Source organism: Micrococcus sp. GbtcB5 (genome assembly GCF_019091605.1).
In the GTDB taxonomy this organism is placed as follows: Bacteria; Actinomycetota; Actinomycetes; order Actinomycetales; family Micrococcaceae; genus Micrococcus; species Micrococcus luteus.
This window is the reverse complement of the sequence record NZ_JAGXJK010000028.1, coordinates 1-23,529: the sequence shown is the minus strand read 5'-3', so window position 1 is coordinate 23,529 and position 23,529 is coordinate 1. Positions and strand designations below refer to the sequence as shown.

Here is a 23,529-nt window from a genome sequence, read left to right as displayed (position 1 = left end):
GCCCGCCAGGCCGTCGATCAGCTCCACCTTCGAGGCGCCCCGGTAGGTGGCCCCCGCGGCGAGCGTCTTCTCCACGTTGACCTTCTGCTGAGTCAGCTCGCCCTGCTGTGCCGCCACGGACAGGCGATCCGCGTTCTTCGCGTCACCGCTGTTCAACACGTCCGACGAGACCGTGTACAGCAGCTCAACCGCCTTGAACGCGCTCGCCTTCGCCTCCTCCTGCCCCCCCGGCTTCTTCGAGGTGACCGGCTTGTACTCCGGCAGCGCAGACGACGACGCGCTCGCGGACGACGAGGACGCGCTCGTCGAGCTCGAGGAAGCGGAGGACGAGGACACGTTCGCGGACGACGACACGTCCTCGATCGGCGCAAGCGAAGACTGCGAGGCGCTCGCGGACGTGGAGTTGCCACCCGGCGTGCCACCGCCGTTGCAGCCGGTGAGCGTGAGCGCCAGAGCCAGGGCGGCTCCGGTGTATGCGGTGGTCTTGGTGACGCGGCTCATGGTGTCTCCTTGCGGTCAGCGGGTGTTTGAGTGGATCTGGGCGGTGCCCTGGCCGTGGCCGGTCAGGACGCCGGTGGGGATGAAGCGTGGGGTGTAGGGGACGTCGACGTCCACAGTGACCTTGGTGGGGGTGACGTTGACGGTGCCGGTGGCTCCGGCTTCGGCGATCATCCCCTGGGCGGCGCGCGCGGCGGCCGCTCTGTCCAGGGTGATGTCCTCGCCGCGGGCGGCTCCGGCCGTGGTGCCAGCGTTGGCGCCGGCGCGGGCGGCCTGGTGGGCGATGGTGACGGCCTCCTCGGAGGCGCGCACCTTGCCGTTCCAGTCGATGCCGATGCCGAAGCCGACGAGCACGATGATGGGGACGAGCATCAGGACCAGCAGGGAGGACTCTCCTTGCTCGCGGCCGAGCCAGGCGCGGAAGCGGGCGATCATGCTCAGCCCCTCTCTCGATAGGTGTCCACGGGGGACGTGGCGTCGGCGGTGATGGTCCAGGACCCGGGAGTGCCGGGGATGGCCAGGTCGGAGAGCGGCACCGAGCAGGTGATGGTGGCGGAGACGGACCCGGGGATGCCGGGGGCGTTGCGCAGGGCGGAGGTGTCCAGCGTGATGTTCTGGGAGCCGCACGTGAAGTCGGTCTGGTCCAGGGTCATGCGGGCGGACTGGCGCGCATTGGACTCGGCCTGGCCGGGGTTGCGGGCCAGGGTGGCCTCGCGGGCGGCGACGCCGGCCGCCGACTCGATGGAGGTCTGTGCTGCTCCGATGCGGCCGCCCATGACGGCGATGGCGATGAGCAGTCCGATGGCCGGAGCCACGATGAGAAGCCCGACGCCGGACTCGCCGCGCTCATCACGCAGCCAGGCCAGGGACGTGTCGCGGAGGTTCACTTGACCACCCTCTCGACGGGCCCGGTCACGGACCGGGAGACGGACGGGCTGATCCACTGCCCGGTGTAGGCCGGCGCGGTGCCGGTGACGGTGACGGTCATCCGCTCTCCGGTGGTGCTGATGTTCACGGAGGCGCCCTGGAGGGTGCCGGAGTGCTGGGAGATGACCTGCTGGGCGGCCGCCTGGCCCTCGGCGCTCGAGCCGCCCATGACTCGGGAAGTTGCGTAGGCCGCGTTGGCCGCGGACTGAGCCACGGTCGAGGCCTGGTAGTAGGCGCCGGCCTGGGGGACGAGGAACACGAGCAGGAGGGCCACCGGCACGATCAGCAGCGAGGCGATGTTCGAGGAACCCGTCTCGTTGCGTGCATGGGCCTCGAGGTGCGCTCGAAGCGGTGCCGTGATGTTCATGGTGACCCCCCTGCTCGTGGTGTTCCGTCCCTGGCTGGTCTAGTCAGCCCAGCTCGCCGACCTTGTTGGTGGCGAAGGTGTTGATGCCGGCCCAGACCAGGGCGGCCAGCACGACGGCGGCGAGCACGCCGAGGATGATCTCGATGGTCTCGGCGCCGGCCTCGTCCTCGTGCTTGTCCTGGATCCAGGCGCGGAGGATCAGGTACTGCTGCATCAGCTTGTTCATGGTGAGTCCCCTCGTGTGGTGGAGATGGCCTCGGGACGGTCCCGATGCGGGTGGGTGGGTGGATGGGAGATCACGATCTCCGGGAGGAGCTCGCGCGTCTCACGCGCTCATCAGCGTCAGCATCAGAGGGGTGAGGACGATTAGCGTGAACATCAACGCGATGAACATGATGATGTTCTTCATGCGGCCGGAAGCCTCATTCTCACGGGCTGCCTCGGCGTTGAGCATCCGCACGCGCATGTTGCGACCCAACGCGCGCAAAGGCTCGTAGACGCTGGCCCCATTGTCTCCGCTCAGGCGCATGATGCGGGCGGCATCGGTGAGCTCGGGGACGTGGAGCTGCGTGGCCAGGGTCTCCAGGGCGGTCCAGGGCTGGACCTTGGTGAAGCGAGCCCGGACCAGTTCCTGACGGATCCGCTGGAAAGCCCAGGTGTCGCCGATGGCGGCTGCGTTTTCCAGAGCCACCGTGGGCTGGGCGTTGCGGCCGCGCTCAGAGGCCAGCAGCTCGACGAATACCGCGACCGCGCGTGCGAAGTCAGTGCGTGCCTTGGTCGCTCGCTTGCGGGCGGCCGAGTCAGGTGCCAGCCAGGCGACGGCGGCGACGAGCAGGCTGATCAGCAGGGACAGCCACAGCGGCAGGGAGTAGAGCACCTGTGCGGCCACGCTCAGGGCGAGGCAGACCACGAACACGAGTGTGGCGCCGTAGATCTTGGCCCAGGTGTGGCGGCTGCGGGTGGTGCCCAGGATGTCCAGGTCGGCGTCGGTGAGGCCGTTGACCAGGGCCGGCGGCAGCGTGCGCATCGTCCACTGCGAGGCCCGCTCCTGCCAAGAGAGCGCGCCGCCTCCGGAGGTGCTGGTCACGATGCCGTCGAAGGCCGCCGCGCGCAGGCGCGGACGCTGGGGCAGCAGGGGCCAGATCAGCGCGGTCGCGGCCAGGCCGAACAGCATGCCGGCGATGATGATCATCATCATGACGAGCTCCTAGCGGTCAGCAGGCGGACCTGCGGCGGCGGGGCTACCACGCGGGTCATCCAAATGATGAGCCCTGCGGTGACCAGAGCCAGGACGAGGTAGAGCGCCTGGCCCAGCGGGGTCTGGTAGGCGGCCATGGGCCCGCCCATTCCGGGGACCAGGCACAGGGAAATCACCACGATGGTGATCACGATGCGGGCCTCACGGCGGGCGCCGGCGCGGTCGGCGTAGATGGCCCGGCGCTTGGAGACCTCTTCCTCCACGGAGGTGGAGAGGTCGTCCAGGGCGTTCGCCAGGCCCTGGCCGCGCTGATTGGCGGCCAGGATCAGCTGCATGACGACCAGGTCGCCGGTCTGGTCTCCCCATTCCAGGCCCAGGCGCTTGAGGGCGTCTGCGGTAGGCCAGCCGGCCTTGATGCGGGCATTCATCGTGGCGATCTCGTCCCGGATCAGGTCGCCGGCGTTGGGCATGGAAGCGGCCAGTGCGGTCTCCAGGGAGGTTCCTGCGACGATCAGGCCGGAGAGCGAGCGCGTCCACATCTCCATCTGCGCCAGCTTCTCGATCTGGGCCGATCCCCCGCCGGAGCCGAAGGCCAAGCGCAGGAGGATGACGGCGCCGGGCAGGGCGACGAGGTAGACGAGCAGGCCGGTGAACAGCGCAATGAAGAAGCCCACGGCGGCGGCGATGCCCACCATGATCCACGTGTTGCGGTCCATGCGGCGGCCGAGTCCCTTGAGGGCGGTGAGCCAGCGCGGATCGGGTGCAGGGGCCTTGGGAGGGGCGGGCCAGAGCCAGTTCACGGCAGCCATGCCCAGGCCGAGGATGCCCAGGGCAAAGCTCAGAGGGAGCAGGAGCGAGCTCATCGGGCACCTCCGGCCAGGCGCAGCAGGTCGAAGCCGGTGCGCTCGAGATCGTTGCGCAGGCGGTTGTCCACGGGAGGGGCCACGGGCACGGCGTTCTCGTCGCCGGGACCCATGCGGAACAGGTCGGCCACCGAAATGCCCTTGTCGGTGTCGCCGGGCAGCACCTCGGAGATCGAGATGATCTTGCGCTTCACCGAGCCATCGGGCTGAGGCACCTTGCGCATCTGCACGACGACGTCGATGTGGTAGCCCAGCTGGCGAGCCATGTAGGTCTCGGAGAACTCGTTCATGCCCAGGCCGACCAGACGGCGCACGGCCTCCTCGCCGGAGTAGGCGTGGACGGTGCAGTAAGTTCCCGCGCCGGTCTGCATCGCGGAGATCATCGCGCCGATCTCCGAACCGCGGACCTCGCCGACCAGGATGCGTGCGGAGTTCAGACGCAGGGCCTTCTCCATGGCCATGGTCAACGTGTACTCGCCGATGGTGCTGCCGTCGGCGGCGCGCTCGCCCGATCCGGGGCGAGCCTGAAGCTCGATCGGCGGGACCAGGCGAGAGTCGAGCCGGTCCAGGTGCAGCTCGCGCTCCTTCTCGATGGTCACGATCTGCTCCAGCGGGCCGATCTTCTCCGCCAGGGCGCGCATCAGGGTCGTCTTGCCGTCGCCGCCGAAGCCGCTGACGACGATCGTCTTGCCGGCCTGCACGAGCGCCGTGAGGAACTCGGCGGCCAGGGGGCTCAGGGTGCCGTTGTCGACCAGCTGCTCCAGGGTGATGTTCACCAGCCGATGGATGCGGAATACGGCGGTGGGCCGCGTGGAGACCGGGCGGGCGGTGGCGGCCAGACGGACCGAGCCCATCAGGTCCATGTCCAGGTCGGGGTGGGCCGCAGAGAAGGGGCGGGACTCCTCCCCCGCGTTCGCGGCGAGGAACTGGAGCTCGGCCATCATCTGCTCATCGGTCTCGAAGACGGGAGGGCGGCGCTCCATGCTGCCGCCGGCCTTCTCCACCCAGACGTGGTCGGAACCGATCATGTGGATGTTCTCCACCCCGGGCTCGTCCACGAGTGCCTGGAATCGGCCCAGACGGAACATCGCATCGAAGGTGGCCTGGCGCAGTGCCGCCTGCTCTTCGGCAGTCCATGCGGCGTCGCGGCCGCCGGTCTGCACGTTCTCACGCATCTGCTCGATGATCGCGCGGTCGATGTGCCGCCAGCCCATGGCGTGCAGCTCGCTCTCGGGCAGGTCGATGCGGTCGGCGGTCTCCTCGGCGTGCCAGTCCACGGCCTTGGCGCGCAGCACGTCGACGATCGACCAGAAGCCCGTCAGCTCCGTGGTGTTGCTCGGCCGGGCCGGGGCGCTCTGCTCGGCCTGCGGTGCCGGCTCGGGCACAGCAGTCAGCGGCCGGGACAGCCCGGGCAGCTCAGCGGAATCGGTGGGAGACGGGGTAGTGCCCAGCGGGCGAGCCAGGTGAGCGCCGGCGGAGGCGGGGATCAGGGACGGCCGGGCCGGCTTGGCCGGGGTGCTCTCGGTCAGGAACGGGAGGTTGAGCAGGTCCAGGGACATGTCGGGGGTCTGATCCTTCATCGCTGCTCTCCTCCGGTCTCGGTGGGCATATCCGCCTCGATGAGCTGGCGGCGGGCCATCAGCGCGTCCGCGAGGGAGGCGTTGGCGGCACCGATGGCCCGCGTGTAGGAACGCAGCCTCCAGGACGTCGCCTGGGCGCCCCCGCCGAAGTGAGCGCCGGCTTCCGGGCTCTGGGGAAGGCGTCCACGCACCGGCAGGCCCAGCACCTTGGAGATGTCCTTGGAGGGGAACTCCTGGGCTCGATCTTCGACCACGAGCAGGGAGGACGTGTCCACTGCCCCCGCGGTGGCGCGGGCCTCCAGCACGGCCGGCAGATAGGCACGCGCCGCGGCCACGGAGACCAGGTCGCTGCGCACCACGACGCTCAGGTGGTCGCTGTCGCGCCAGAGCGCCTCCCGGCCGTGGGCGTTCTCGGAGCGGCCAGCGTCGACGATCACGTCGATGTCCTGGCCGGAGACGGCGCGCAGAGCCATCATCAACTCCGGCCAGAGGCCCCGCATGGATCGCGCGGCCAGCGGCTCGGACATGGCGGGCAGGAGCCAGCGGGAAGGCTGGCCAGCGTCCTGGCCCGTTCCCAGGTCGACGGCGTAGTCCCAGATGTCCTGCTCCGTCAGGGCCTGTCGCATGGAGTTGTGGGCGATGCCCATCAGGCCGCTGTCGGCCGGCATGCTGCCCTGCAACCACCCGGCGAGCACGGATGAGGGCTTGCTGACGTCGGCCTCCACGAGCAGCACAGGGCGCGGCCACTGCAACGTCATGGCCACGGCCGTGGTGCTCACCCCCGGGCTGACGCCGAAGGCCGCAAGGGTCAGGATGCTCACTTCTGCGCTCCCTGCATGATCACGCTGGCGGTGCCGGCGGCACCCCAGGTGGCGACCTTCTGGGCGTCGGCCTGCTTCACGCGCAGATCCACGGTGGTCTTCCCGCTGTTCTGGTCATGGTGGCTGGCCTCGACCACGGCCGCGACGGGGTCGTGATTCTGGTTCTCGTCACCGGCCTTGGTGTTCTGGTTGCCCGGGGTGAAGAGGACCTGGACGTGATCTCCTGCGGCCATCTCCCGGGCAGGCAGGCGCCCGACCTCCAGAGCCAGGCCCACCAGCGATTCTCCGTCCTCCACGCCCAAGGACGTTGCCGTGGACGTGCGCGTGATGGTGCTGCCCGGCTGGAGGTCGGTCGTGGCCACCTGCCCCTGGATCTGCTGGGCCTCGGTCGCGGGGACCAGCACGCTGGGGTCGCCAGCCACGCGCACGGACGAGAGCATGGAGGACTCGATCTTCTGCCCTCGCTCCACGGGAGCGTTCACCACCAGGTAGGGCTTGGCCTCGTTGGCCTGGGTCCCCACGAACGCGCCGAGGCCGCCCAGGGCAGCCAGGGCGACGGCGACAGCCACACCGCCCACGCGGCGCTTGGCCACCGGCGTCGGCGCAGGACGGCCCACGGGAGCCGCCGCGCTGGAGCCGGCCTCGCTGACGCGCGGGTTCTCGGTGGGGGTCACCTTGGGCGACCGCTTTCTCAGAGCCACCTTGGCCTGCCTTTCTCGCTACTGAGGGGACTGCACGGGGAGCGTATCAAACCTGCCAGCCGTAATAGCAGGTGGCTTGGTCCTTCACCAGACATAAAGCCCGGACCGCCCCCTCATGTCCCTCTGTACGGTAGACATTTCTGCATGAGCGCCCCCGCATCCCCCCTCGACACGGCCGTCGTCGCGTTCAACTCCACGCTGCGCATGCGCATCCTCGTGCTGATCGCCCGCTCCCCCGGCCTCGGCGCCCACGACCTCGCCACGTCCCTGGACACCCCCCGCGCAACCCTCTCCCTGAACCTGCGCACCCTCGAGGAAGCCGGCCTGCTGACCTCCAGCGACACCTCCGAAGCGCGCCGGGGCCGACGCCTGACCTACCGCCTCAACCGGGAGGCCTACAGCGCGATGATCGAGGCCCTGGGCGCGATCGTCGAGCGGTGACCTCATGCCATACCGGCACCACATCAGGAGTGCCGTTCATGCCATAACACCGCCGTATGCGCGCCAGTCCCCAACCGTCCGCTACACCAGTTGCACGCCATACCACTGAGGGAAATCTCTCGGTATTTCCCGAGAGATGCAGTAGACTGGAGGAGTCAGATCACAGGGAACCTAGGAGGTCCTCATGTCCACCCCTGCGCGCTCATACGCCATCCCGGGCGTCCTGGCGGTCGCCAACGGCAAGGGCGGTACCGGCAAGACGTCGCTGGTCGGCAACCTCTCCGGTCTGGCCGCGGCCGCCGGCATCCGCACCCTCACCATCGACCTGGATCCCCAGGGCAACCTCTCCCCCGACCTCGGTCTAGGGAAGTCGGACGGAATCGAGCTGCGTCGAGCCCTCGAAGATGGGGCGCCGCTGCCGATCTCCACGGATCCCATGCGCCCAGGCCTGGGCGTCGTTCGCGGCGGCCCTCGTTTGGCCGACATCATCAGCCTGCTGGTGGCACGCGGCTACGACGCCCCGCCCCTCGGGGCTCTTCTGCACCGGAGCCTGAGCCAGGTCATGGAGGAGTGGGACCTGGTCGTCATCGACACACCCCCGGGAGACCGCGCCCTGGTCGAGGCCGCCTTCAGCGTCGCCGAGGGCGTGGTCATCGTCTCCAAGACGGATCTCCGCTCCCTCGACGGCGTCGCTGTGACGGCCGAGCGCTTCCAGGCCGTTCACGAGACCACGAACCCCGACGTGCAGCTGTTGGGCCTGGCGCTGTTCGACGTGGAGGCGCGCGCCGTGAAGATCGAGCGAGAGGCCCGCCAGGCGCTCGAGCAGATGCTCCAGGGGCTGGCCTTCGACGAGGCCGTCTTCACCGCCCGTATTCGGCACGCCGCCGGCGCCGCCCAGGACCTGCGCAAGAGCGGACGCCTGGTGCACGAGCTCGAGAGCGATGTGGCCCGCGCTCACCGAGAGCGCTTCGCGCGCATCAAGGCCGGTGAAGCCTCGACCTTCCATGCGTCGACCATGGATGGCCTGGCAGGGGACTACGCCGCACTGGCCCAGGAGATTCTGGGACGCCTGAGCGCCCTGGGCCAGGACGAGGAGGAGGACGCCTGAGATGGAGACCCCCAATCGAGCAGACGGACTCGGCGCTGTGTTCAACGCGCGTGGCCGGGGCAAGAAGAAGCCGGCGGAGAAGGTCGACTCTGTGCCATACGCCATGCCAGAAACCATGCCAGATGCCACACCGGAATCCACGCAGGACACCACACCGGAACCGGTGCCTGTCGCCACGCGGGAGACCGCACCGGAACTGATGCCAGACGTGAGGCGCGCGGTCCCGCAGGAAGGCGCGCAGGTGGCCGAGCTGGACCGTGAGGACGCCCCCGAAGAGGAAGAGCTGGTCGTGCGCAACACGGCCGTCTACCTCCCCGTCCCGGTCCTGGAGCGGCTGAGGGCCGCGGCCGCCAAGCGGCATCGGACCTACACGGACCTGCTGATCGACGCGTTCGACGAGCTCAGCGACGATCAGCTCTTGGCGGCCTGCGGGCACAAGCCGCGTGCGGACGGGGGGATGCCGCGTGGGCGCCGAGGTGCCGCGCGCGGCCAGGGGGGCGTGCAGGTGCAGCTGCGCCTGGATCAGGAGCAGCGGGGTTGGCTGGATGAGCAGGTGGCCCGTCTAGGCGCCCCCTCCCGGAGCGCCATGGTCGCCTCGGTGTACGACGCCTGGCTGCCGAAGAGCTGAGCCGGCATGAGCAGGGGGGCGGCCCGGCATGGCCGCCCCCTTCGTGGTGCATCAGCCCACGCGCAGGTGCCGGGGGCGCTGGTGGGCTGCCTGCGGGACGTGGGTGGCGGAGGGGTGCAGGCGCAGGCCGGAGTCCACCACGGCCACCTTCGCCTGGGGGTAGATCAGCTTCACGGGCTCGAGGTTCTTCAAGAAGGCGGCCTTGAACTGGCGCGGCTGAGCGTACTGGGCGCCGAACTGGGTCTCCAGCTGGTGCCAGGAGACGGTGGTGGTGCGCTGAAGCGTGGACATCCGGTAGGAGAGCCAGACGTAGAGGTCCATGCGCATGGGGGAGCCGCCCAGGGCTGCCAGGGCGGAGGAGAGAACCGGGACGGGGGAGCGCATGACCTCCTCGAAGTAGGGCTCGCTGAGCTCGATGCGCGCATGGTCTGCCCCACGCTGGTACGTGAGCTCGTAGCGGTGGGCCACGTGCATGTTCTGGCCGCTGAGGGTGCGCCGGCCGGGCGTCTCGCGGCTGGTCTCGATGATGATCGAGGTCGTGCTGAGCCGGTGGAGCTGGTCCATCACACGGCGCTGATTCGCCCCGGAGGGGTAGGTGCCGACGCTGGAGAGGAACGCGCGCAGGGAGGGGCCGGGGTCCAGGTGGCGGGAGCGGGTGCGCACGGCCTCGGTGGACATCCAGGTGAGCAGGGAGCGGGCCAGGACGCCGAAGGGGAAGCCAGCCGGGCCGGGGGAGAGCGTCAGGGTGGTGTCTCCGTTGCGTCGGCTCCAGTGGGGGACCGTGGCTCCGGGGTCGCGGTAGGGCAGGCTCAGCTGGGCCCAGATGCGGGTGGAGAAGGCGACCTCGCCGGGGTTCTGCTCGATCTCCTCGCTGAGCTCGAGCAGCCGCAGGCGCCTGGGTGAGAGGGCCGGGCGCGTGGCCGCTTCGATGGAGGTGATGTCCGGCGTGTGGTTCATGGCTGAGGTGACCTTTCGGACCCGATGACGGGTGGGCGTGGAGGGGACGGAGCGGGTGTGGAGAACTGCGGTCGCCGGGGAGTTATCCACGTGCATCTTGTGACGGGGGCTCATAGTCGGCGGAGTGGACGCAGATTGGGGGCGAAATCGGCGGGATCAAGCCGATCGCGTGTGTGCATCTTGTGACGGTGCGCCGGTCGGGCCGGAGGTTATCCACGTGCATCTTGTGACGGCCAGTGTGTGCATCTTGTGACAGCCACCCCGTCAGAATCGGCATGATTGCAACGATTTTGGAGGGTCCCCATGTAGTAAAACCACATGTATTCCTCCTGTAGTGGGGGGCGGTTTCGCTGTGCATCCGTGGATAGCCGTTCGGTGAGGTGGTCGCGGTCTGGGGTTCAGGCGGCCGGGGCCTGCTCCATGAGGGCCGCGTAGTCGGGAGCTAGCCCGCTGCGCTCCATGGCGTAGTCCTTCACGGCCTGGGTCAGGCGAGTGCGCAGGACGTTGATGCGCTTGCACAGGCCGCGGCCGCTGTAGCCGTACTCGTCGCTCAGGGCTGCGCGCTCGGCCTCGTCGGCCAGCTGGTAGCGCAGGAAGACCGCGGCGTCGCGGCTGGAGAAGACGGCGTTGTCTCGAGCCCAGGCGATCAGGGCGCACAGGTCCCGGGTGGCACGGCCGTTGTCGGCGGCCTCATCGTCGGCCGGCTCCTCGGCCAGCTGCGGCAGCCAGGAGGGCAGGGCCTCGACGTCGGACTGGCCGTCGTAGAGCTTGCGCTCGAGCAGGGAGTCCTTGAGCACGTCCATGGCGAGGTTGCCGATGCACGAGCCAGCCCGATGCAGGGAGGGCCGGCGGATCCACTTCCACGCTGCGGCGATGACGGCGGCGGAGACCTCCTCGCGGGCGGAGTGGTCTCCGTGCATGGTGGCCATGCGCATGCGGGTGTGACGGCCGGCGATCAGGGTGAAGCGAGGCAGCATCAGCTGGAGGACGGCGCGGGCGCAGTCCTCGTCGCCGACCGCGGCCTGCTCGAGCAGGCCGCGCATGATCTGCTCGCGGACCTCCACGGTGCTGCGGGCCACCGTCTGGACGAGCTCGATGCCGGTCTGAGCGCCGTGAGGCCAGGGGTGGGAGGTCTCGGCGTAGCGCACGGCCCACTCGGCGTTCAGGCGGTCGATCACGGTCGGGGCGTAGGTGGTGGTGCTCATCGGACTCGGTCCCTCCATCAGTGGTGTCCGGGCGTCCCGGACGGGTCACTGACCAGCCAAACGAGCAGGTCGGGAAACGAATCTGGATCTGGAGCTGGATCTGCCGATCGTCTGGATTTCCAGAACCTGGACCGCAGGAGATCGGCGTAATCATGCGGATGTGGGGGAGGGGCGGAGAAAAAGTTCCCGCACGGGAGGGACATCGGTTCCCGCGGGCGGCCTTTAGTCCGGTGAGAGATCGCCCGTCCAAGGAGCCCCCGTGATGTCCGAGCAGACCCCCGAGATCGTGACCGATGAGCAGCTGGCCAGCTTCGTGCGTGAGGGCCAGACCATGCGCGAGGCCGAGGCCGTCCTGGAGGCGGGTCTGGCGGACCTGTGTGCGCGGCCGTTCGACCAGGCCAGCCAGGAGGAGATGCGTCGCCTCCTGGACTCCGACCAGCTGCGCGAGGCCACCCTCATCGCCCGGCGGATGGGAGGGCAGGATCGGTGAAACTGCTCTCTCGCAAGAAGAAGACCGAACCCGCCGCGGAGGCGCCGGAGCAGAACAGCCCGACGCCGGCCAAGTCCAAGGTGAACAGCCTGGCCTCCCGGGTCCTGCTCTACGGGTTCTACGGGGCGATGGTGCTGTGCCTGGGCCTGTCCGGCCTGGCCGTGGTGCTGGCCGCTTCGACGGCCTCCCAGCCGGCGCCGACGGTGGAGGTGCCCGACACGTCCACAGCCGAGGGCGTGGCGACGTCCTACGTCTCGGCGTGGCTGCGTGCCACCCGCGACGACCAGAGCCTGCTGGAGCCCTACATCGGTGGCACGAAGATCCCCCAGCTGCCCGTGGAGCCGCTGGGCGTGCGCGACGTCGCCGTGGCCGGCGTCCAGCGCGGCCAGGACCCGAGCATCACCTCCGTGACCGTCGCCGCCCACGTGGAGCAGCGCTCCGGGGCGCCGAGCGCTCCGCAGGGAGCGGAGGCGACCAAGAGCCTGTCCCTGCTGGAGCAGGCGACCGCCTCGCCGACGTCCTCTGCCTCGCCGTCGCCGTCCCCGTCCGCGGCCAGTCCGTCTCCGGCGGCCGCGGCCACCACCAAGCCGGTCCCCTACACGCTGCGGTACTACCAAGTGGCCGTCCACGAGCAGGCCCCCGGCCAGTTGCAGGTCATCGGCTACCCCACCCCGGTGCCGGGGCCGGCTCACGGAGACCCCGTCACCCTGAACTACTCCCATCGGGTCGGCCCGGACACCGACCTGGGAAAGATGCTCGACGGCTTCCTCCAGGCCTACGGCGCCGGCCGCTCGGATGTCTCCCGCTTCCTGGCCCCCGGCTACAAGCTCGCCGCCATCGACCCCGCCCCCTACACCCGCCTGTTCATCCAGGAGATCCGCACCGATCAGGCCCTGGACTCCGTCCAGCCTGGCACCCCGGTGCGCGCCCTGATCCAGGCGGAGGCAGAGCTGCCCGATGAGCGCAACTCGCGTATGGGCGTGACGGTGCCGGTCACCGTGACCTTCCGCGACGGCCGATGGGAGGTGACCTCCCTCGACCCGGCCCCCCTGATCGACACCTCAGCCCCTCAGTCCACCCCGACCCACTGACCCCTCATCTCTGAAAGGGAGACCTCGTGAACGTCTTCACCCCGTACCTCCACTCTTCCCTCACGCTCGGCGCCAACTTCTTCACCTCGATCAACAACCTGATCTCCCAGGCCCAGGTCGTGCTCAACGCGCTGATCATCTTCCTGGGCGTGGTGATCTTCCTGATCGGCTCGGCCCGCGGCAAGTGGACCCTGCCGGCGATCCTGCTCTCCGCTCTGGCCGGCGGCCTGTTCATCTGGGGCGGCGTGGCCGGCGTCCAGTGGGCCGCGGACTCCGCCGGCACGACCATCAAGTGATCGGCCAGGAGTAAGCCATGACCGAGACCGGACGGTTCTACAGCAGCATCCGCCGCATCCCCACCACGCTCTACCGGCTGCCCGACGGCACCCGCGTGCCCGGGGGCCCCTACACGCTCGTGCAGGGCGTGGGCGGGGCGATCACGGTGGCGCTGCTGTGGGCCGTCCGGAGGTCCTGGACCACCGGCTTCGACCTGCTCGACTTCGCCGGCGCCCTGGCCGCTGGCTTGGCGGTCACCTGGCTGCTGCGCTTCGCCCCGGACAACCTCCACGAGCTGAGCCTGGTCATCACCGGAGCCTTCCTGGCCTGGTCCAAGCCGCCCCACGGGCATTACCGCGGCGAGACGTTCGCCCCCAAGAAGGCTCCCGCAGGGATGCCCGAGAAGCCCTCCACCCCTACCGCTCCCGCCCGCGCGATGTCCACCGACGAACCGCAGGGCGAGCCCGCGCCGACGTACCGGCCGATGGGCACCTCCTCCGTGGCCCGACTCCTCCAGCAGAGCACGACCGAGAACAAGGACACCCAGCGATGAAGAACTCCCTCCTGTACCTGCGCGAGAACCTCATGTGGACCTCCACGGGCACGGTGTGGGCAATGTGGCGCGTGCACGGGCTGCCCTACGGCTTCGGTAAGGGCGAGCACAAGGAGCGGGCCATGCTCGCCCACCAAGCCCTCTTCCAGGGCCTGCGCGGTGAGGCCATGCTCATGGGCCTGTGCGCCGAGCTCGACCCCGCCGCCGTCGTCGAGCGCATGCTCGACGGTGTCGACCTGGAGCAGTGCCCCAACTACCTCGAGGAGGTCGAGCTCTCTTTGGACGAGCTCGAGACGATCCCCGTGGGCGAGCGCGCCTACTGGCTGGCCGTGCCGCTGCCGTCTAAGTCGATCACCGACCGCCTCCAGACCCTGATCCGCTCCGTCGACGGCAAGCTGCGCGAGCAGCTGGCCCTGCCCACCTGGCGACCCACGGAGGCGGAGATCCAGGCTCTGGGGCGCACGGCCGAGCACATCGGCCGGGCCATCCCCGCCGCCTTCAAGGCTGTCCCCTCCTCTCCGGCCGAGGTCGCCTGGATCTACGCGCACTCCCAGAGCCGGGGCCTGGGATCGGATCCCACCGCGCCCGCTGGCGGAGAGGACGTGCAGGCGTTCACCTCCGGGGCGAGCATTCCCGAGCCGCTCGTGGACGAGGGCGGCCAGTCCGACGTCAGCGCCAAGGAGAGGCTGAACCCCTTCGGCCGCCGGTACGTGAAGATCGCCTCCGAGACCACCGCAGGACAGGCCTCGTACCAGGTGGTGATGGCCCTGACTGCCGGCCCCCGCGAGGGCTTCACCTTCCCCGACGACGAGTACGTCTCCTACATCGACTCCCTCAGCGTCAACGCGGACTGGATCATGCGCATGAACGTGCTGCCGGCCAAGCGCGCCGCCGCTCGGAACAAGCGTGCCGAGGAGAAGCTCAACGAGGAGTACAACCAGCAGGAGGGCGACTCCCACGCGATCACCGGCGGATCCACCCGCCTGGACGCGATCGCCGAGGACCTCAAGGCCTACCACGCCGCACTGAACTCCTCGGAGGCCGAGGTCTCCGTCGACGTCGCGGTGATGTTCATCGTCGGCGCCGAGACCCCCGAACAGGCCCAGGACCAGGCCCAGATGATCCAGGCGGCCTACTCGGCGCGCGACTTCAAGGTGATCACGCCCCTGGGCTACCAGGAGTCGCTGTGGTGGGCGTGCCTGCCAGGCACGCCGGCCTCCTCCGTGGTGAAGAAGCTCGAGCTGTTGGTCACCGGCCGGCACCTGGCCTTCGGCGTGCCCATGGTGACCGACGCGCTGGGCACCCGCACCGGATTCCGGCTGGGCACGAACATCTCCTCCTCGCGCCGCAGTCCGGTGTTCATGAACATCGGCGGCCTCATGGAGGCCGACATGTCCGGCTCGTTCGCCGTCACCGGCGAGAACGGCTCCGGCAAGTCCACCCTGCTGAAGATCGTGGCCGGCAACGTCTTCGACCGCGGAGGCCAGATCGTGGCCCTCGACCGCTCCGACAACACCGAGTGGGCGGCCCTGGGTCGACTGCTCACCGAGCGCGAAGGCTCCCAGCCCACCGTCGTCGAGCTCGGCGACACCCGCTGGTCGATCGACCCCCTGCGCCTGTTCCCGGGCAAGGTCGCCGCGCGCGTGACCCGCTCCCTGGTCTCCGTGCTGCTGGGCTTCGGCTCGAACTCCGCCGAGGGCCGGCTGCTCGGCCAGCTGCTGCACCCCGACTACGCGCAGGAGCACCAGATCACCTCCATGGGGTCCCTGGTAGCCCACCTGCTCTCCGGCCAGGGCTTGGCGGGGGAGGAGCCGGAACAGACCCGCGCGATCGCGTTCGGCCTCCAGAACGTGCAGTCCACCGAGTTCGGGCCCCTGCTCTTCGACGAGTCCCTGCCGACCCTGGACCTGTCCTCGCGCTTCCTCACCTTCTGCACCCGCGGCGTGGAGCTGCCCCGACGCCACGAGCTGGAGTCCGCCGCGCTGAAGGCGGAGCTGCCGGTGGAGAAGGTCATCGGCCGCGCCCTCTATGCCCTGATCGTGGCCATCAGCCGCGTCGTGCTCTACGCCGACGACTCCATCGAGTCGCTGATGATCGTCGACGAGGCCCACCACGCCACCGGCTCCCCGGAGACCGAGCTGGAGCTGTCCAACGTGGTCCGCTACGGCCGCAAGCACAAGGCCGCCGTGGCGTTGGGCTCGCATGACGCGTCAACGGACTTCGGATCCCAGCAGCTCCAGGCGCTGATCCCCGTGCGCATCGTCTGCCGTTCCCGCGACTCCAAGATGGCCCAGCGCAACCTCGACTGGATGGCCGACATGGGGCAGGACGAGTGGGTCGAGCTGGTCACCTCCGGGCTCTCCCCCCTGGACGACAACGAGGAGGTGGCCCCCGAGCGCCGCGGTGAGGCGCTGATGCGTGACGCCTACGGAAACGTCGCCAAGATCAAGGTGCTTCCTCCGCTCTCGCCGGCCCGCTTCAAGGCCGTGATGAGCTCCCCGCCCAAGCGCGGAGCCTCCACCGAGACCGCCAAGGAGCTGGTGCACGCATGAGCGCACGCGGATGGATGCGACGAGCTGGCGTCAGCGCTGCCGTGTTGCTGACCATGCTCTGGGCCGCCCCGGCCGCCTCTGCGGCCCCGGCAGCCCCGGCGCAGTCGGGGGTGATGGGCCTGGAGGAGTGGTCCCAGCAGGTCACCGACTCCTCCGGTGTGCCCATCTCCAAGTACGAGGCACTGCCCCTGGACCACGGCGCCGGCGGCATTGACATCAACCCCGCCCGCGACGCGCTGGTCTCCGTGCTCGACTTCTTCTGGGGCCTGCACTACATGTGCGTGACCACGTGCATGTGGCTGCTGCACACCCTGCTCGGCTTCCAGTGGGTCTCCTGGTTCTCCGGCCCGATGGAGGTCCTCGGCCAGAACTTCGGGCAGCTGGTCGCGCAGATCCACTGGATCCCGCTGGCGGCGATGATCTCCGGCACGACCATCGGCCTGCTGTTCTTCATGCGCAAGCGCGGCGCGGCCTGGGGGGAGATGTTCGTCTCCGTGATGATGGTCGTGGTCGCCACGAACATCGCGCTGAACCCGGTCGCCTACATCACCGGCCCGGACGGCGTCCTCCAGACCTCCCAGCAGACCGCGGCGCAGATCGCCGTGGAGGCCACCGGAGGCAAGGGCGCGATGGACGGCGGCGCGGACGCCTCCTCGGCCCTGGGCCAGTCCGTGATGGCCGACCTGACGGACGCGATGCTGCGCGGGCCCTCCCAGGCCGTCGCCTTCGGCCAGTTGCTCGAGGGCAGCTGCGCCAGCACCTTCACCGAGACGATGAAGGCCGCGGACCCCATGGACGTGGAGTCCAAGTCGGTGATGGACCCGGTCAAGGGGTGCAGTGATTCGGCCAAGAGCTGGTCCGAGTCGACCTCCTTCACCAAGGTCGCCCCCATGCTCATGACCAACCTGGGCTCGGCAGCCTTCGCCGTGCTCGTGGCCACCATGGCGGTGGTGCTGTTCCTGGCCGTGCTCATCGCCCTGTTCTACGGGGTCTACCAGGCGCTGGCCGTGATGATCTCGATCCTGCCGGGCACCTCCCGCAAGGAGTTCTTCGGCGCGTTCGTCGGCGTGATCGCCTGCGGTGTGGTCATCGTGGCCGCGATCGTGCTCGTGGCCGTGTCCCTGCGCCTGGTGGCCAGCATGTTGCTGACCACCGCAGCCCTCGGTGTGACCCTCCAGATGCTGTTGCTGGTGCTCATGCTGATCGCGCTGATCTGGCTGGTGTTGCGCGTGCGTCACGGGATCATGAAGAAGGGCGACCAGACCGCCCGCTGGCTCTCGCGCTTGGGCGCTGGCCAGGAGAAGAAGTCCAGCGTGCCGATGAAGTCGCTGGTGGGCATGGCGGGCACGGCCCTGGGCGGCTACAAGTTCGGTCGCCTCGGTCTGGCCAAGGGCGGCGGCCAGGACGGGCCTGCGCGCTCCCGGCCGACCGGCGGCGGCGCCGGCCCCTCGGGCGGCTCCGATACGCCCAGCGGAGGACCGCGCCGGCCGGATCCCCGCGGCCCCCAGGTCTTCGGCCGTGCCGCGCGCGCCGACGGCGGCAGCGGGCCTGCGCGCCGGCGCCGTCCGGGCGGGCAGCTGCCCCCGGCTCCGCTGGTGCGTGCCGTCGGCGTCGGGGCGGCTGCCATCGGTGGTCCGATGGGTGGGGCGGTCAACGTCGTTGCCCAGGGCGCGGCCTGGTCCATCGAGCGCCAGAACCGCAAGGAGCTCACCGGCCCCGGCAAGCCCCAGCGGGTGCCTCGCCAGTCCCGGATCACCGTCGGCAGCGACGGCAAGGCCACCGTGACCCCTCGCCGGCCCGAGGTCGTGGAGGGCACCGTCGTGGATTCGAGCCAGGGCCCCCAGCAGCCCCCGCGGCGGCCGCGGTCGGACAGCACGGAGGCCACCCAGCGGATGCGCGAGCGCCTCCGGGCCGCCCAGGGCCCGCGGGGGCAGCACGCATGAAGCGCCGCGCCGTCTTCATCGGGGCCGGCGCCGTGGTGGCCGTCGTCGCCTTCGTGGTGGTGCTGATCCTGCTGATCATCCTGATGATCGGTGGCGCCCAGCAGAAGCTGAAGATGCAGCAGTCCTCTCTCTCCTGTGTCGTGGGGGGCCTGACTGCCGCGGACGGGTCCCTGGCCATCCCGCTGATGGGCCGGGTCACCTCCGACTACGGGCCGCGCCCGAACCCCTTCGGGCCCGGGTACATCCCCCCGGGCTACACGAGCGAGGCGCCCTTGCTTTTCCACGGTGGCGTGGACATCGGCGGCATCCCCGAGGGCACCCCCATCAACGCCGTCATGGGCGGCACGGTCATCGGCACCAACATGGAGGGTGAAGAGGGCGGCAACATCCTCAAGATCGACTCGGGCAACGGGATCGAGTGGCGGTATGTCCACATCGCCAACGGCACCACCGTGGTCAAGCCCGGCCAGCAGGTGAAGGCCGGGGACCACCTGGCCGGAGCTGGCGAGACCGGCGTGGCCACGGGCGTTCACCTGCACCTGATGCTCTACGTCAACGGCGAGCGGTCCAACCCGCAGACCTGGCTGGCCGAGCGCGGCCTGATCCTGGAGAAGGGCCAGATGCCCCGGCTGACCTCTCCGGCCGGCGGCGGTGCCGCGGGGGCGGCGTCCTCGAGCTCGGCGGCAGCCTCCTCAAGTTCGGCTCCCTCGGCCAAGCTGGCCAGCGGATCCTCGCCCGCGGGCGCCGCCGCCTCGGACGGGCAGCCCCCCAAGGTCAACGGGCCGGTGCGGATCACCTTGCCCGAGGGCAGCGAGTGGACGCTCTCCCCGGAGCAGGTGGAGAACGCGGCCCTGATCATCGGGGTGGCGCGCGAGCTCAACATCTCGGACAAGGGGATCCAGGTGGCGCTGATGACCGGGCTCCAGGAGACCATGCTCCAGAACATGGCGAACCCGACCCTGCCGGAGTCCATGAACTTCCCGCACCAGAAGACCGGCACCAACAAGGACTCGGTCAACGTCTTCCAGCAGCGCACCGTGGCCGGCTGGGGAAGCGTGCCGGAGCTGATGAACCCCGAGTACGCCGCACGAGCGTTCTTCGGCGGCCCAACCGGCCCGAACAAGGGCATGCCCCCGGGCCTGCTGGACATCCCCGGTTGGGAGGGCATGGCCCCCGGGTCGGCTGCCCAGGCCGTACAGAACTCGCGCCACCCCGACGAGTACAACAAGTGGGAGAACGCGGCGAACCAGATCCTGGGCCAGGTCACCGGCACCACCCCCATGATGTGCCAGGGCGCCGGCGGGGCTGCGGCCGCAGCCGGCGCCACCTCCAGCACCGCCCCCGAGGGCAACCACGCCCTGGACGAGGACACCAAGCGCCTGGAGATCCCGGCCGACTTCTCGCGCTCGAAGATCGTCTCCCGCGCCGAAGCCGGCATCGGCGGCACCTACACCTACGGTGCCGCGGAGTTCCGATCCTGGGATGCCACTGGGCTGGTCTCACGCGTCTACCAGGACAACGGGATCGACATGCCCCGCCAGGCCCCGTGGACCGTGGGCAAGCGCACCGAGACCCCGCAGCCCGGCGACATCGTCGCCCAGAAGTGGGACCCCACCCGCGGGCGGTGGGAGCACGTGGGCATCTACGTCGGCGACGGCATGATGATCTCCGCGATCAACGAGTCCGCCGGCACCCGCAAGCACCCGGTCACCCAGACCGGCACCGACACCGTCTACTTCGACGTGATCCAGGAGAAGAAGTGAGCCGCACGGACACCACCCGCCACCCCCAGGACCCCCAGCCCCGCACGGGGCGGGCCTGGCCCTTCCTGGTCGGCGCTCTCGCCGCGGCAGGCGCCGGCGCGTGGCTGCTCACCGGCACCCCCAGCGAGCAGGCGCCGGAGGGACCGGCCCCCACCCCCACGGCGGCCGCGAGCTCGACGGCCGGAGCCTGGCCTCAGCCGTCGGCCAGCACCGCCCCGGCCAGCGCCGCGAGTCAGGAAACGAATCGGGAAACGACCCCCTCCACGGGGCCGTCGAAATCTGGAAACGCCCAGGTCAGCCCGTCATCGGTCAGTGCGGCGCGCAGCTCCCAGATCGAGGTGGAGAAGGCCGCCCAGGAGCGAGCCGTGCAAGGCCTGGACCCCGACGCCCGCAAGCGTGCCGAGGACGTGGCCAGCCGGTTTGCGCAGGCCATGAACGCGCGCACGTGGCAGACCAGCCGGCAGCAGTGGCGGGAGGCGCTGGCGCCCACGGTGAGCCCTGAGCTGCTGAAGACGCTCGACGTCGATCGGGACTGGGAATCCGACGCCCAGCACCGCTTCGTACAGGCCAAGGCCAGCACGTCGGTGCAGGTGCTCGAGTCGCGCGCGCAGACCGTTCAGGGCGAGCGCGTCGACGTCGCGCTCATGGTGGCCACCGAGACCACCGGTGAGGACCCCTGGGTCACCGCGCCGCGGACCGAGCGCCCCATGACCGTCGTCGTGGACACCACCCAGAACCGGGTTGTTGAACAGATCGACATGACCCCGCACGGCGGCCTCTGAGACGCCCCCCGGCCAGGCCCCACGACACGTAGACCAGCGGCTGCGACATCTTCACGCGAGCTCCCCAGCGGGAAGCCGTGCCATACGAGCACCAGCGACCGGCGAGCATCCAAGGAGCACCGAAGGTAGACGGGAGCCAGAGCGCAGCCGTGCGCGGGCGAGCAGACCGGGAGCAGGCAGCCAGGGGCCCGGCGGAAACCAAGCCGCACGAGGGCCAGAGGGAGGGGAGTCTGCCGCCACTGCCGGGCCACAGATCCACGGGAACCTCGAGGTAGGCCCGCCAGATCCAGGCCAGCGAGCCGCCCCTGATCCACGCCCCAGAGACCCCCTCTGGGCCTGGATCAGGGGCGGCTCCGTTCGGGGGATGAGCAGCAGTGGCGAGGCGATGTGCATGGGCCACACGGGGGCGGGAAGTGCGCCGGCGACATGACTCCGCGCGAGATCGCGGACGCCGCCGGCGTGTCCGTCTCGACCATGTACCGACTACTGCACATGGATGAGGCAGCCTGAGTGGTGCCCGCCCCGGCGTCCATTCGACTCACGAAGAGGCGGGCTAGGTCGCCGTCGAGGCGCCCTGCGAGTCAGCCAGCATCTCTACGACTCGCACCCAGCGGCCACGCTTAGTGCCGTGCCCGTGCTCAACGACAGCCCGAACCCACCGGGCGCCACCCGGTGATTCTCGCGCCCACTTGAACACCGATCCTGCGACCTCTCTGCCATGCTGATCGACACGAAGGAGTTGCTCGCGTTTGCCGACACCGAGCGTGAAGGGAAGACCGTTCCCTTTGCCCCGGACGTGATGATTGCTAAGGGTCTCGAGGCGCACGTTGACCGTCTTCGGCCGGGACCCTCTCCAGGAGATCCGCTCGAGCCTCACGGCATACACCTCCGCCTCGAGCGTTCGGCTCATGTTGCGGATGAGGACCCTGCGGCCGTCAGTGGTGAAGTCCGCCTTCAGCCTGAGCCCATCGTCGAACCGGAACCATAGCGTTAGTCCCAGTGAGATGACCGAGACGATAAGCGCCCCGATAGCAATCCAGTTGGGACCTCCCGCCTCAACGAGTTGCACACGTACCGGGTCCGTCATTCCGCTCGCTCCGATCACGAGTGCAGACTATGCGCAAGTGCCAGGCATAGGACGAGGGGCGAAGTGAGGCGGCCGCCGGCACCAGAAACGGGATGGTGCCGGCGGCCTGTGGGACCGCACCGCTAGGCGGTGGGATCGCGGCCCGCGCGCCCCGACCTCGGAGGGGGGATGGGCCGGTGACGCACGCCCAGGCTACGGGCAGCGAGAGCGCGCGGGAACACCCTGTGGGCAACTCGGCAGTGCCCCAGCGCGCGCCGCCATGCCCACGGTCCGCCCTACGCTGTGCCCCATGACCACCACGCCGTCAGACCCCCGGCGACCGCCCACGGTCGACGACGCCGTGCAGCAGTTCATGAGCCTGAGCCAGGAGTTCCTAGAACTCGTACCGCGGCTTCAGACCTACACCACCGGCCTCTCGGCGCGCGCCTCCCCACCGGTGAGCCATGTCCGCACTACGCGCCGCGTCCTCGTGCTGGCCCTCTCCCTCGGCCGGAAGTTCATGACGCCTGGAGAGGCGACCTACCTTCCCGGGCTGCTGGAGCGCGTCTACACCGAACGCAAGGAGCGCATCCCGTTCGCCCTTCGTCGGCCCGTCCGCACAACCGTGCAGCAGGTCAGCGCGGCACTGCGCGACCTGTACTCCACCGGCCCGGACGTGTCCCACGCTGACGGGACCACTACCACTGCGGCCCAGGCATGGGAGCAGGTCGCCTACGGGCACGTGCTGCACCCGGACCACGAGAAGTGGTCCGCGGGGAACGCGCTCGCCTGGTGGGCGACCAGCGCGAACGGGGCGTTCGCCGTCACGCGTCTCCGGATGCTCATCGTTCTCACCCGCTCCCTCATTGAGCAGTTGGACGAGGAGGGCGTGTTCGACGGCCTGGGCTACCTCGAGAACCTCTGGATCAACGAGGACCTATGGGCGGAGGATGGGTCACCCGTGGATCCCGAGACCGGGTCTGCGCGCGGAGTGGCGGGCCCGGTCTGGTAGGCGAGGAGCCACTCAAGCAGAAGCGGAGCCCTGCGGGCCCAAGTCTCCCGGTCCCTCACTCCAGTCGACCCGCCGCCCTCCGCCCCCGCTCTGCGACATTCGCCCACGACCAGTAGACCCCCTCCGTCCGGAGGGTGTCTCTCGTGTGGCCCTAAGTGTCAAGCTCCGAACGGCGTGTTGCGGTATGCAGCATATTCACGCGTTTGTGCAATCTTCTGTAGAGATGCAGCGAAGATTTCACACGACACGCGGTGAACCCTTCTCGGAGCAAAACCTTCAGCGGGGTCTGTGAAATGTACCCCTCGGCCGCCGAGAGAGTCATCAACGCCCAGGGTCAGTACATCTAGCCGACCACCCTGACCGCTGCGTCGCGGACATGTCCCAGGCGCGCGCCTGACAGTGCGCTCATGCCGGGAAGGCGATTCTGAGGCCGTGCCACCTGCCGCTCGACTTCCGCCTCAGGCACCGGGTGCAGAGGAGTCACCTCTCGTGGTCGACGGCGGGCTATCAGTCGGGGATGCTCTCGCGTGCAGCCTTGCGAATCTGTGCTGAAGCGTGCTGCGAGGCAAAGGTCAGCAGTTGAGAAACAGCTGGCGGGCGTGAAGCAGGAACTGGTGACAGCTGATCGTTAGTGCCGGGAGGCTGAGGATGAGACGTTGGCGGCCGTGCATCCGGTGAGCTGGAAAGCACCGACCACGACGGTGATT

At 69.5% G+C, this 23,529-nt stretch carries 26 protein-coding genes; 13 read left to right on the top strand and 13 right to left on the bottom strand.

Going from position 1 to position 23,529, the window contains the following annotated elements; all coding sequences use genetic code 11:
* The 10 genes from KVS67_RS09890 to KVS67_RS09845 form a co-directional block, all read right to left on the bottom strand.
* The coding region (locus KVS67_RS09890; protein WP_217565296.1) for a hypothetical protein at positions 1–501 on the bottom strand (501 nt) is incomplete at its 3' end.
* Between the two features lie 15 nt (positions 502–516).
* Complete coding sequence (locus KVS67_RS09885; RefSeq protein WP_134377211.1) at positions 517–933, bottom strand: hypothetical protein; 417 nt, start codon at positions 931–933, stop codon at positions 517–519.
* A 2-nt stretch (positions 934–935) separates the two neighbouring features.
* The gene (locus KVS67_RS09880; RefSeq protein ID WP_134377212.1) at positions 936–1,385 is read right to left on the bottom strand and encodes a pilus assembly protein; all 450 of its coding nucleotides are present in this window, start codon (positions 1,383–1,385) and stop codon (positions 936–938) included.
* Positions 1,382–1,792 carry a hypothetical protein gene (locus KVS67_RS09875; RefSeq protein WP_031943861.1) on the bottom strand — a complete coding sequence of 137 codons (411 nt, stop codon included), beginning with the start codon at positions 1,790–1,792 and terminating at the stop codon, positions 1,382–1,384. Before KVS67_RS09875 ends, KVS67_RS09880 begins: the two co-directional genes overlap by 4 nt.
* A gap of 43 nt (positions 1,793–1,835) precedes the next feature.
* On the bottom strand, positions 1,836–2,018 hold the full coding sequence (locus KVS67_RS09870) for a hypothetical protein (RefSeq protein WP_061867359.1): 183 nt from the start codon (positions 2,016–2,018) through the stop codon (positions 1,836–1,838).
* Positions 2,019–2,117: 99 nt separating this feature from the next.
* The gene (locus KVS67_RS09865; RefSeq protein WP_061867358.1) at positions 2,118–2,990 is read right to left on the bottom strand and encodes a hypothetical protein; all 873 of its coding nucleotides are present in this window, start codon (positions 2,988–2,990) and stop codon (positions 2,118–2,120) included.
* Positions 2,987–3,853, bottom strand: a complete 867-nt coding sequence (locus tag KVS67_RS09860) for a type II secretion system F family protein (protein WP_061867357.1) — start codon at positions 3,851–3,853, stop codon at positions 2,987–2,989. The genes KVS67_RS09865 and KVS67_RS09860 overlap by 4 nt, the downstream gene beginning before the upstream one ends.
* On the bottom strand, positions 3,850–5,433 hold the full coding sequence (locus KVS67_RS09855) for a CpaF family protein (RefSeq protein WP_217565295.1): 1,584 nt from the start codon (positions 5,431–5,433) through the stop codon (positions 3,850–3,852). The genes KVS67_RS09860 and KVS67_RS09855 overlap by 4 nt, the downstream gene beginning before the upstream one ends.
* Positions 5,430–6,254 (bottom strand): hypothetical protein, encoded by an 825-nt coding sequence (locus KVS67_RS09850; protein WP_031943866.1) that lies wholly within the window; start codon positions 6,252–6,254, stop codon positions 5,430–5,432. The genes KVS67_RS09855 and KVS67_RS09850 overlap by 4 nt, the downstream gene beginning before the upstream one ends.
* Positions 6,251–6,955: an SAF domain-containing protein gene (locus KVS67_RS09845; protein ID WP_084785986.1), complete on the bottom strand. Its 705-nt coding sequence runs from the start codon at positions 6,953–6,955 to the stop codon at positions 6,251–6,253. The genes KVS67_RS09850 and KVS67_RS09845 overlap by 4 nt, the downstream gene beginning before the upstream one ends.
* Positions 6,956–7,099: 144 nt before the next feature.
* On the opposite strand from KVS67_RS09845, the gene KVS67_RS09840 reads away from it, so the two are divergent.
* The 3 genes from KVS67_RS09840 to KVS67_RS09830 all read left to right on the top strand — a co-directional run bounded on the left by KVS67_RS09840 (position 7,100) and on the right by KVS67_RS09830 (position 9,132).
* A complete protein-coding gene (locus KVS67_RS09840) occupies positions 7,100–7,396 on the top strand; it encodes a helix-turn-helix transcriptional regulator (protein ID WP_031943868.1) in 297 nt (98 codons plus the stop codon).
* Positions 7,397–7,580: 184 nt separating this feature from the next.
* Positions 7,581–8,504, top strand: coding sequence for a ParA family protein (locus KVS67_RS09835; RefSeq protein WP_217565294.1), 924 nt, complete (start codon positions 7,581–7,583; stop codon positions 8,502–8,504).
* A gap of 1 nt (position 8,505) precedes the next feature.
* Positions 8,506–9,132 (top strand): hypothetical protein, encoded by a 627-nt coding sequence (locus KVS67_RS09830; protein ID WP_217565293.1) that lies wholly within the window; start codon positions 8,506–8,508, stop codon positions 9,130–9,132.
* 51 nt (positions 9,133–9,183) lie between these two features.
* Here KVS67_RS09830 and KVS67_RS09825 read toward each other — a convergent pair whose 3' ends face one another.
* Both KVS67_RS09825 and KVS67_RS09820 read right to left on the bottom strand, forming a co-directional pair.
* Entirely contained in the window at positions 9,184–10,089 is a 906-nt protein-coding gene (locus tag KVS67_RS09825; protein WP_161972429.1) for a replication protein RepA, read from the bottom strand.
* Positions 10,090–10,487: 398 nt separating this feature from the next.
* On the bottom strand, positions 10,488–11,294 hold the full coding sequence (locus KVS67_RS09820; RefSeq protein WP_031943871.1) for a hypothetical protein: 807 nt from the start codon (positions 11,292–11,294) through the stop codon (positions 10,488–10,490).
* 262 nt (positions 11,295–11,556) lie between these two features.
* On the opposite strand from KVS67_RS09820, the gene KVS67_RS09815 reads away from it, so the two are divergent.
* The 9 genes from KVS67_RS09815 to KVS67_RS14415 all read left to right on the top strand — a co-directional run bounded on the left by KVS67_RS09815 (position 11,557) and on the right by KVS67_RS14415 (position 21,254).
* Complete coding sequence (locus tag KVS67_RS09815) at positions 11,557–11,784, top strand: hypothetical protein (protein WP_031943872.1); 228 nt, start codon at positions 11,557–11,559, stop codon at positions 11,782–11,784.
* Entirely contained in the window at positions 11,781–12,875 is a 1,095-nt protein-coding gene (locus tag KVS67_RS09810; RefSeq protein ID WP_031943873.1) for a conjugal transfer protein, read from the top strand. The genes KVS67_RS09815 and KVS67_RS09810 overlap by 4 nt, the downstream gene beginning before the upstream one ends.
* Before the next feature lie 26 nt (positions 12,876–12,901).
* The gene (locus tag KVS67_RS09805) at positions 12,902–13,171 is read left to right on the top strand and encodes a hypothetical protein (protein ID WP_031943874.1); all 270 of its coding nucleotides are present in this window, start codon (positions 12,902–12,904) and stop codon (positions 13,169–13,171) included.
* Between the two features lie 17 nt (positions 13,172–13,188).
* Complete coding sequence (locus KVS67_RS09800) at positions 13,189–13,704, top strand: hypothetical protein (RefSeq protein ID WP_031943875.1); 516 nt, start codon at positions 13,189–13,191, stop codon at positions 13,702–13,704.
* Positions 13,701–16,256: an ATP-binding protein gene (locus KVS67_RS09795; protein ID WP_031943876.1), complete on the top strand. Its 2,556-nt coding sequence runs from the start codon at positions 13,701–13,703 to the stop codon at positions 16,254–16,256. Before KVS67_RS09800 ends, KVS67_RS09795 begins: the two co-directional genes overlap by 4 nt.
* On the top strand, positions 16,253–18,199 hold the full coding sequence (locus KVS67_RS09790; protein ID WP_143741625.1) for a hypothetical protein: 1,947 nt from the start codon (positions 16,253–16,255) through the stop codon (positions 18,197–18,199). The genes KVS67_RS09795 and KVS67_RS09790 overlap by 4 nt, the downstream gene beginning before the upstream one ends.
* Positions 18,196–19,962: a peptidoglycan DD-metalloendopeptidase family protein gene (locus tag KVS67_RS09785; protein ID WP_098471889.1), complete on the top strand. Its 1,767-nt coding sequence runs from the start codon at positions 18,196–18,198 to the stop codon at positions 19,960–19,962. Before KVS67_RS09790 ends, KVS67_RS09785 begins: the two co-directional genes overlap by 4 nt.
* Before the next feature lie 365 nt (positions 19,963–20,327).
* On the top strand, positions 20,328–20,744 hold the full coding sequence (locus KVS67_RS09780) for a hypothetical protein (RefSeq protein ID WP_157571205.1): 417 nt from the start codon (positions 20,328–20,330) through the stop codon (positions 20,742–20,744).
* 387 nt (positions 20,745–21,131) lie between these two features.
* A complete protein-coding gene (locus tag KVS67_RS14415; protein ID WP_135019337.1) occupies positions 21,132–21,254 on the top strand; it encodes a helix-turn-helix domain-containing protein in 123 nt (40 codons plus the stop codon).
* Positions 21,255–21,297: 43 nt separating this feature from the next.
* Here KVS67_RS14415 and KVS67_RS09770 read toward each other — a convergent pair whose 3' ends face one another.
* Positions 21,298–21,849: a hypothetical protein gene (locus KVS67_RS09770; protein ID WP_143741624.1), complete on the bottom strand. Its 552-nt coding sequence runs from the start codon at positions 21,847–21,849 to the stop codon at positions 21,298–21,300.
* A 271-nt stretch (positions 21,850–22,120) separates the two neighbouring features.
* Here KVS67_RS09770 and KVS67_RS09765 point away from each other — a divergent pair, with 271 nt between their 5' ends.
* Positions 22,121–22,822 (top strand): hypothetical protein, encoded by a 702-nt coding sequence (locus tag KVS67_RS09765; protein ID WP_098471886.1) that lies wholly within the window; start codon positions 22,121–22,123, stop codon positions 22,820–22,822.
* Positions 22,823–23,529: the final 707 nt, after the last annotated feature.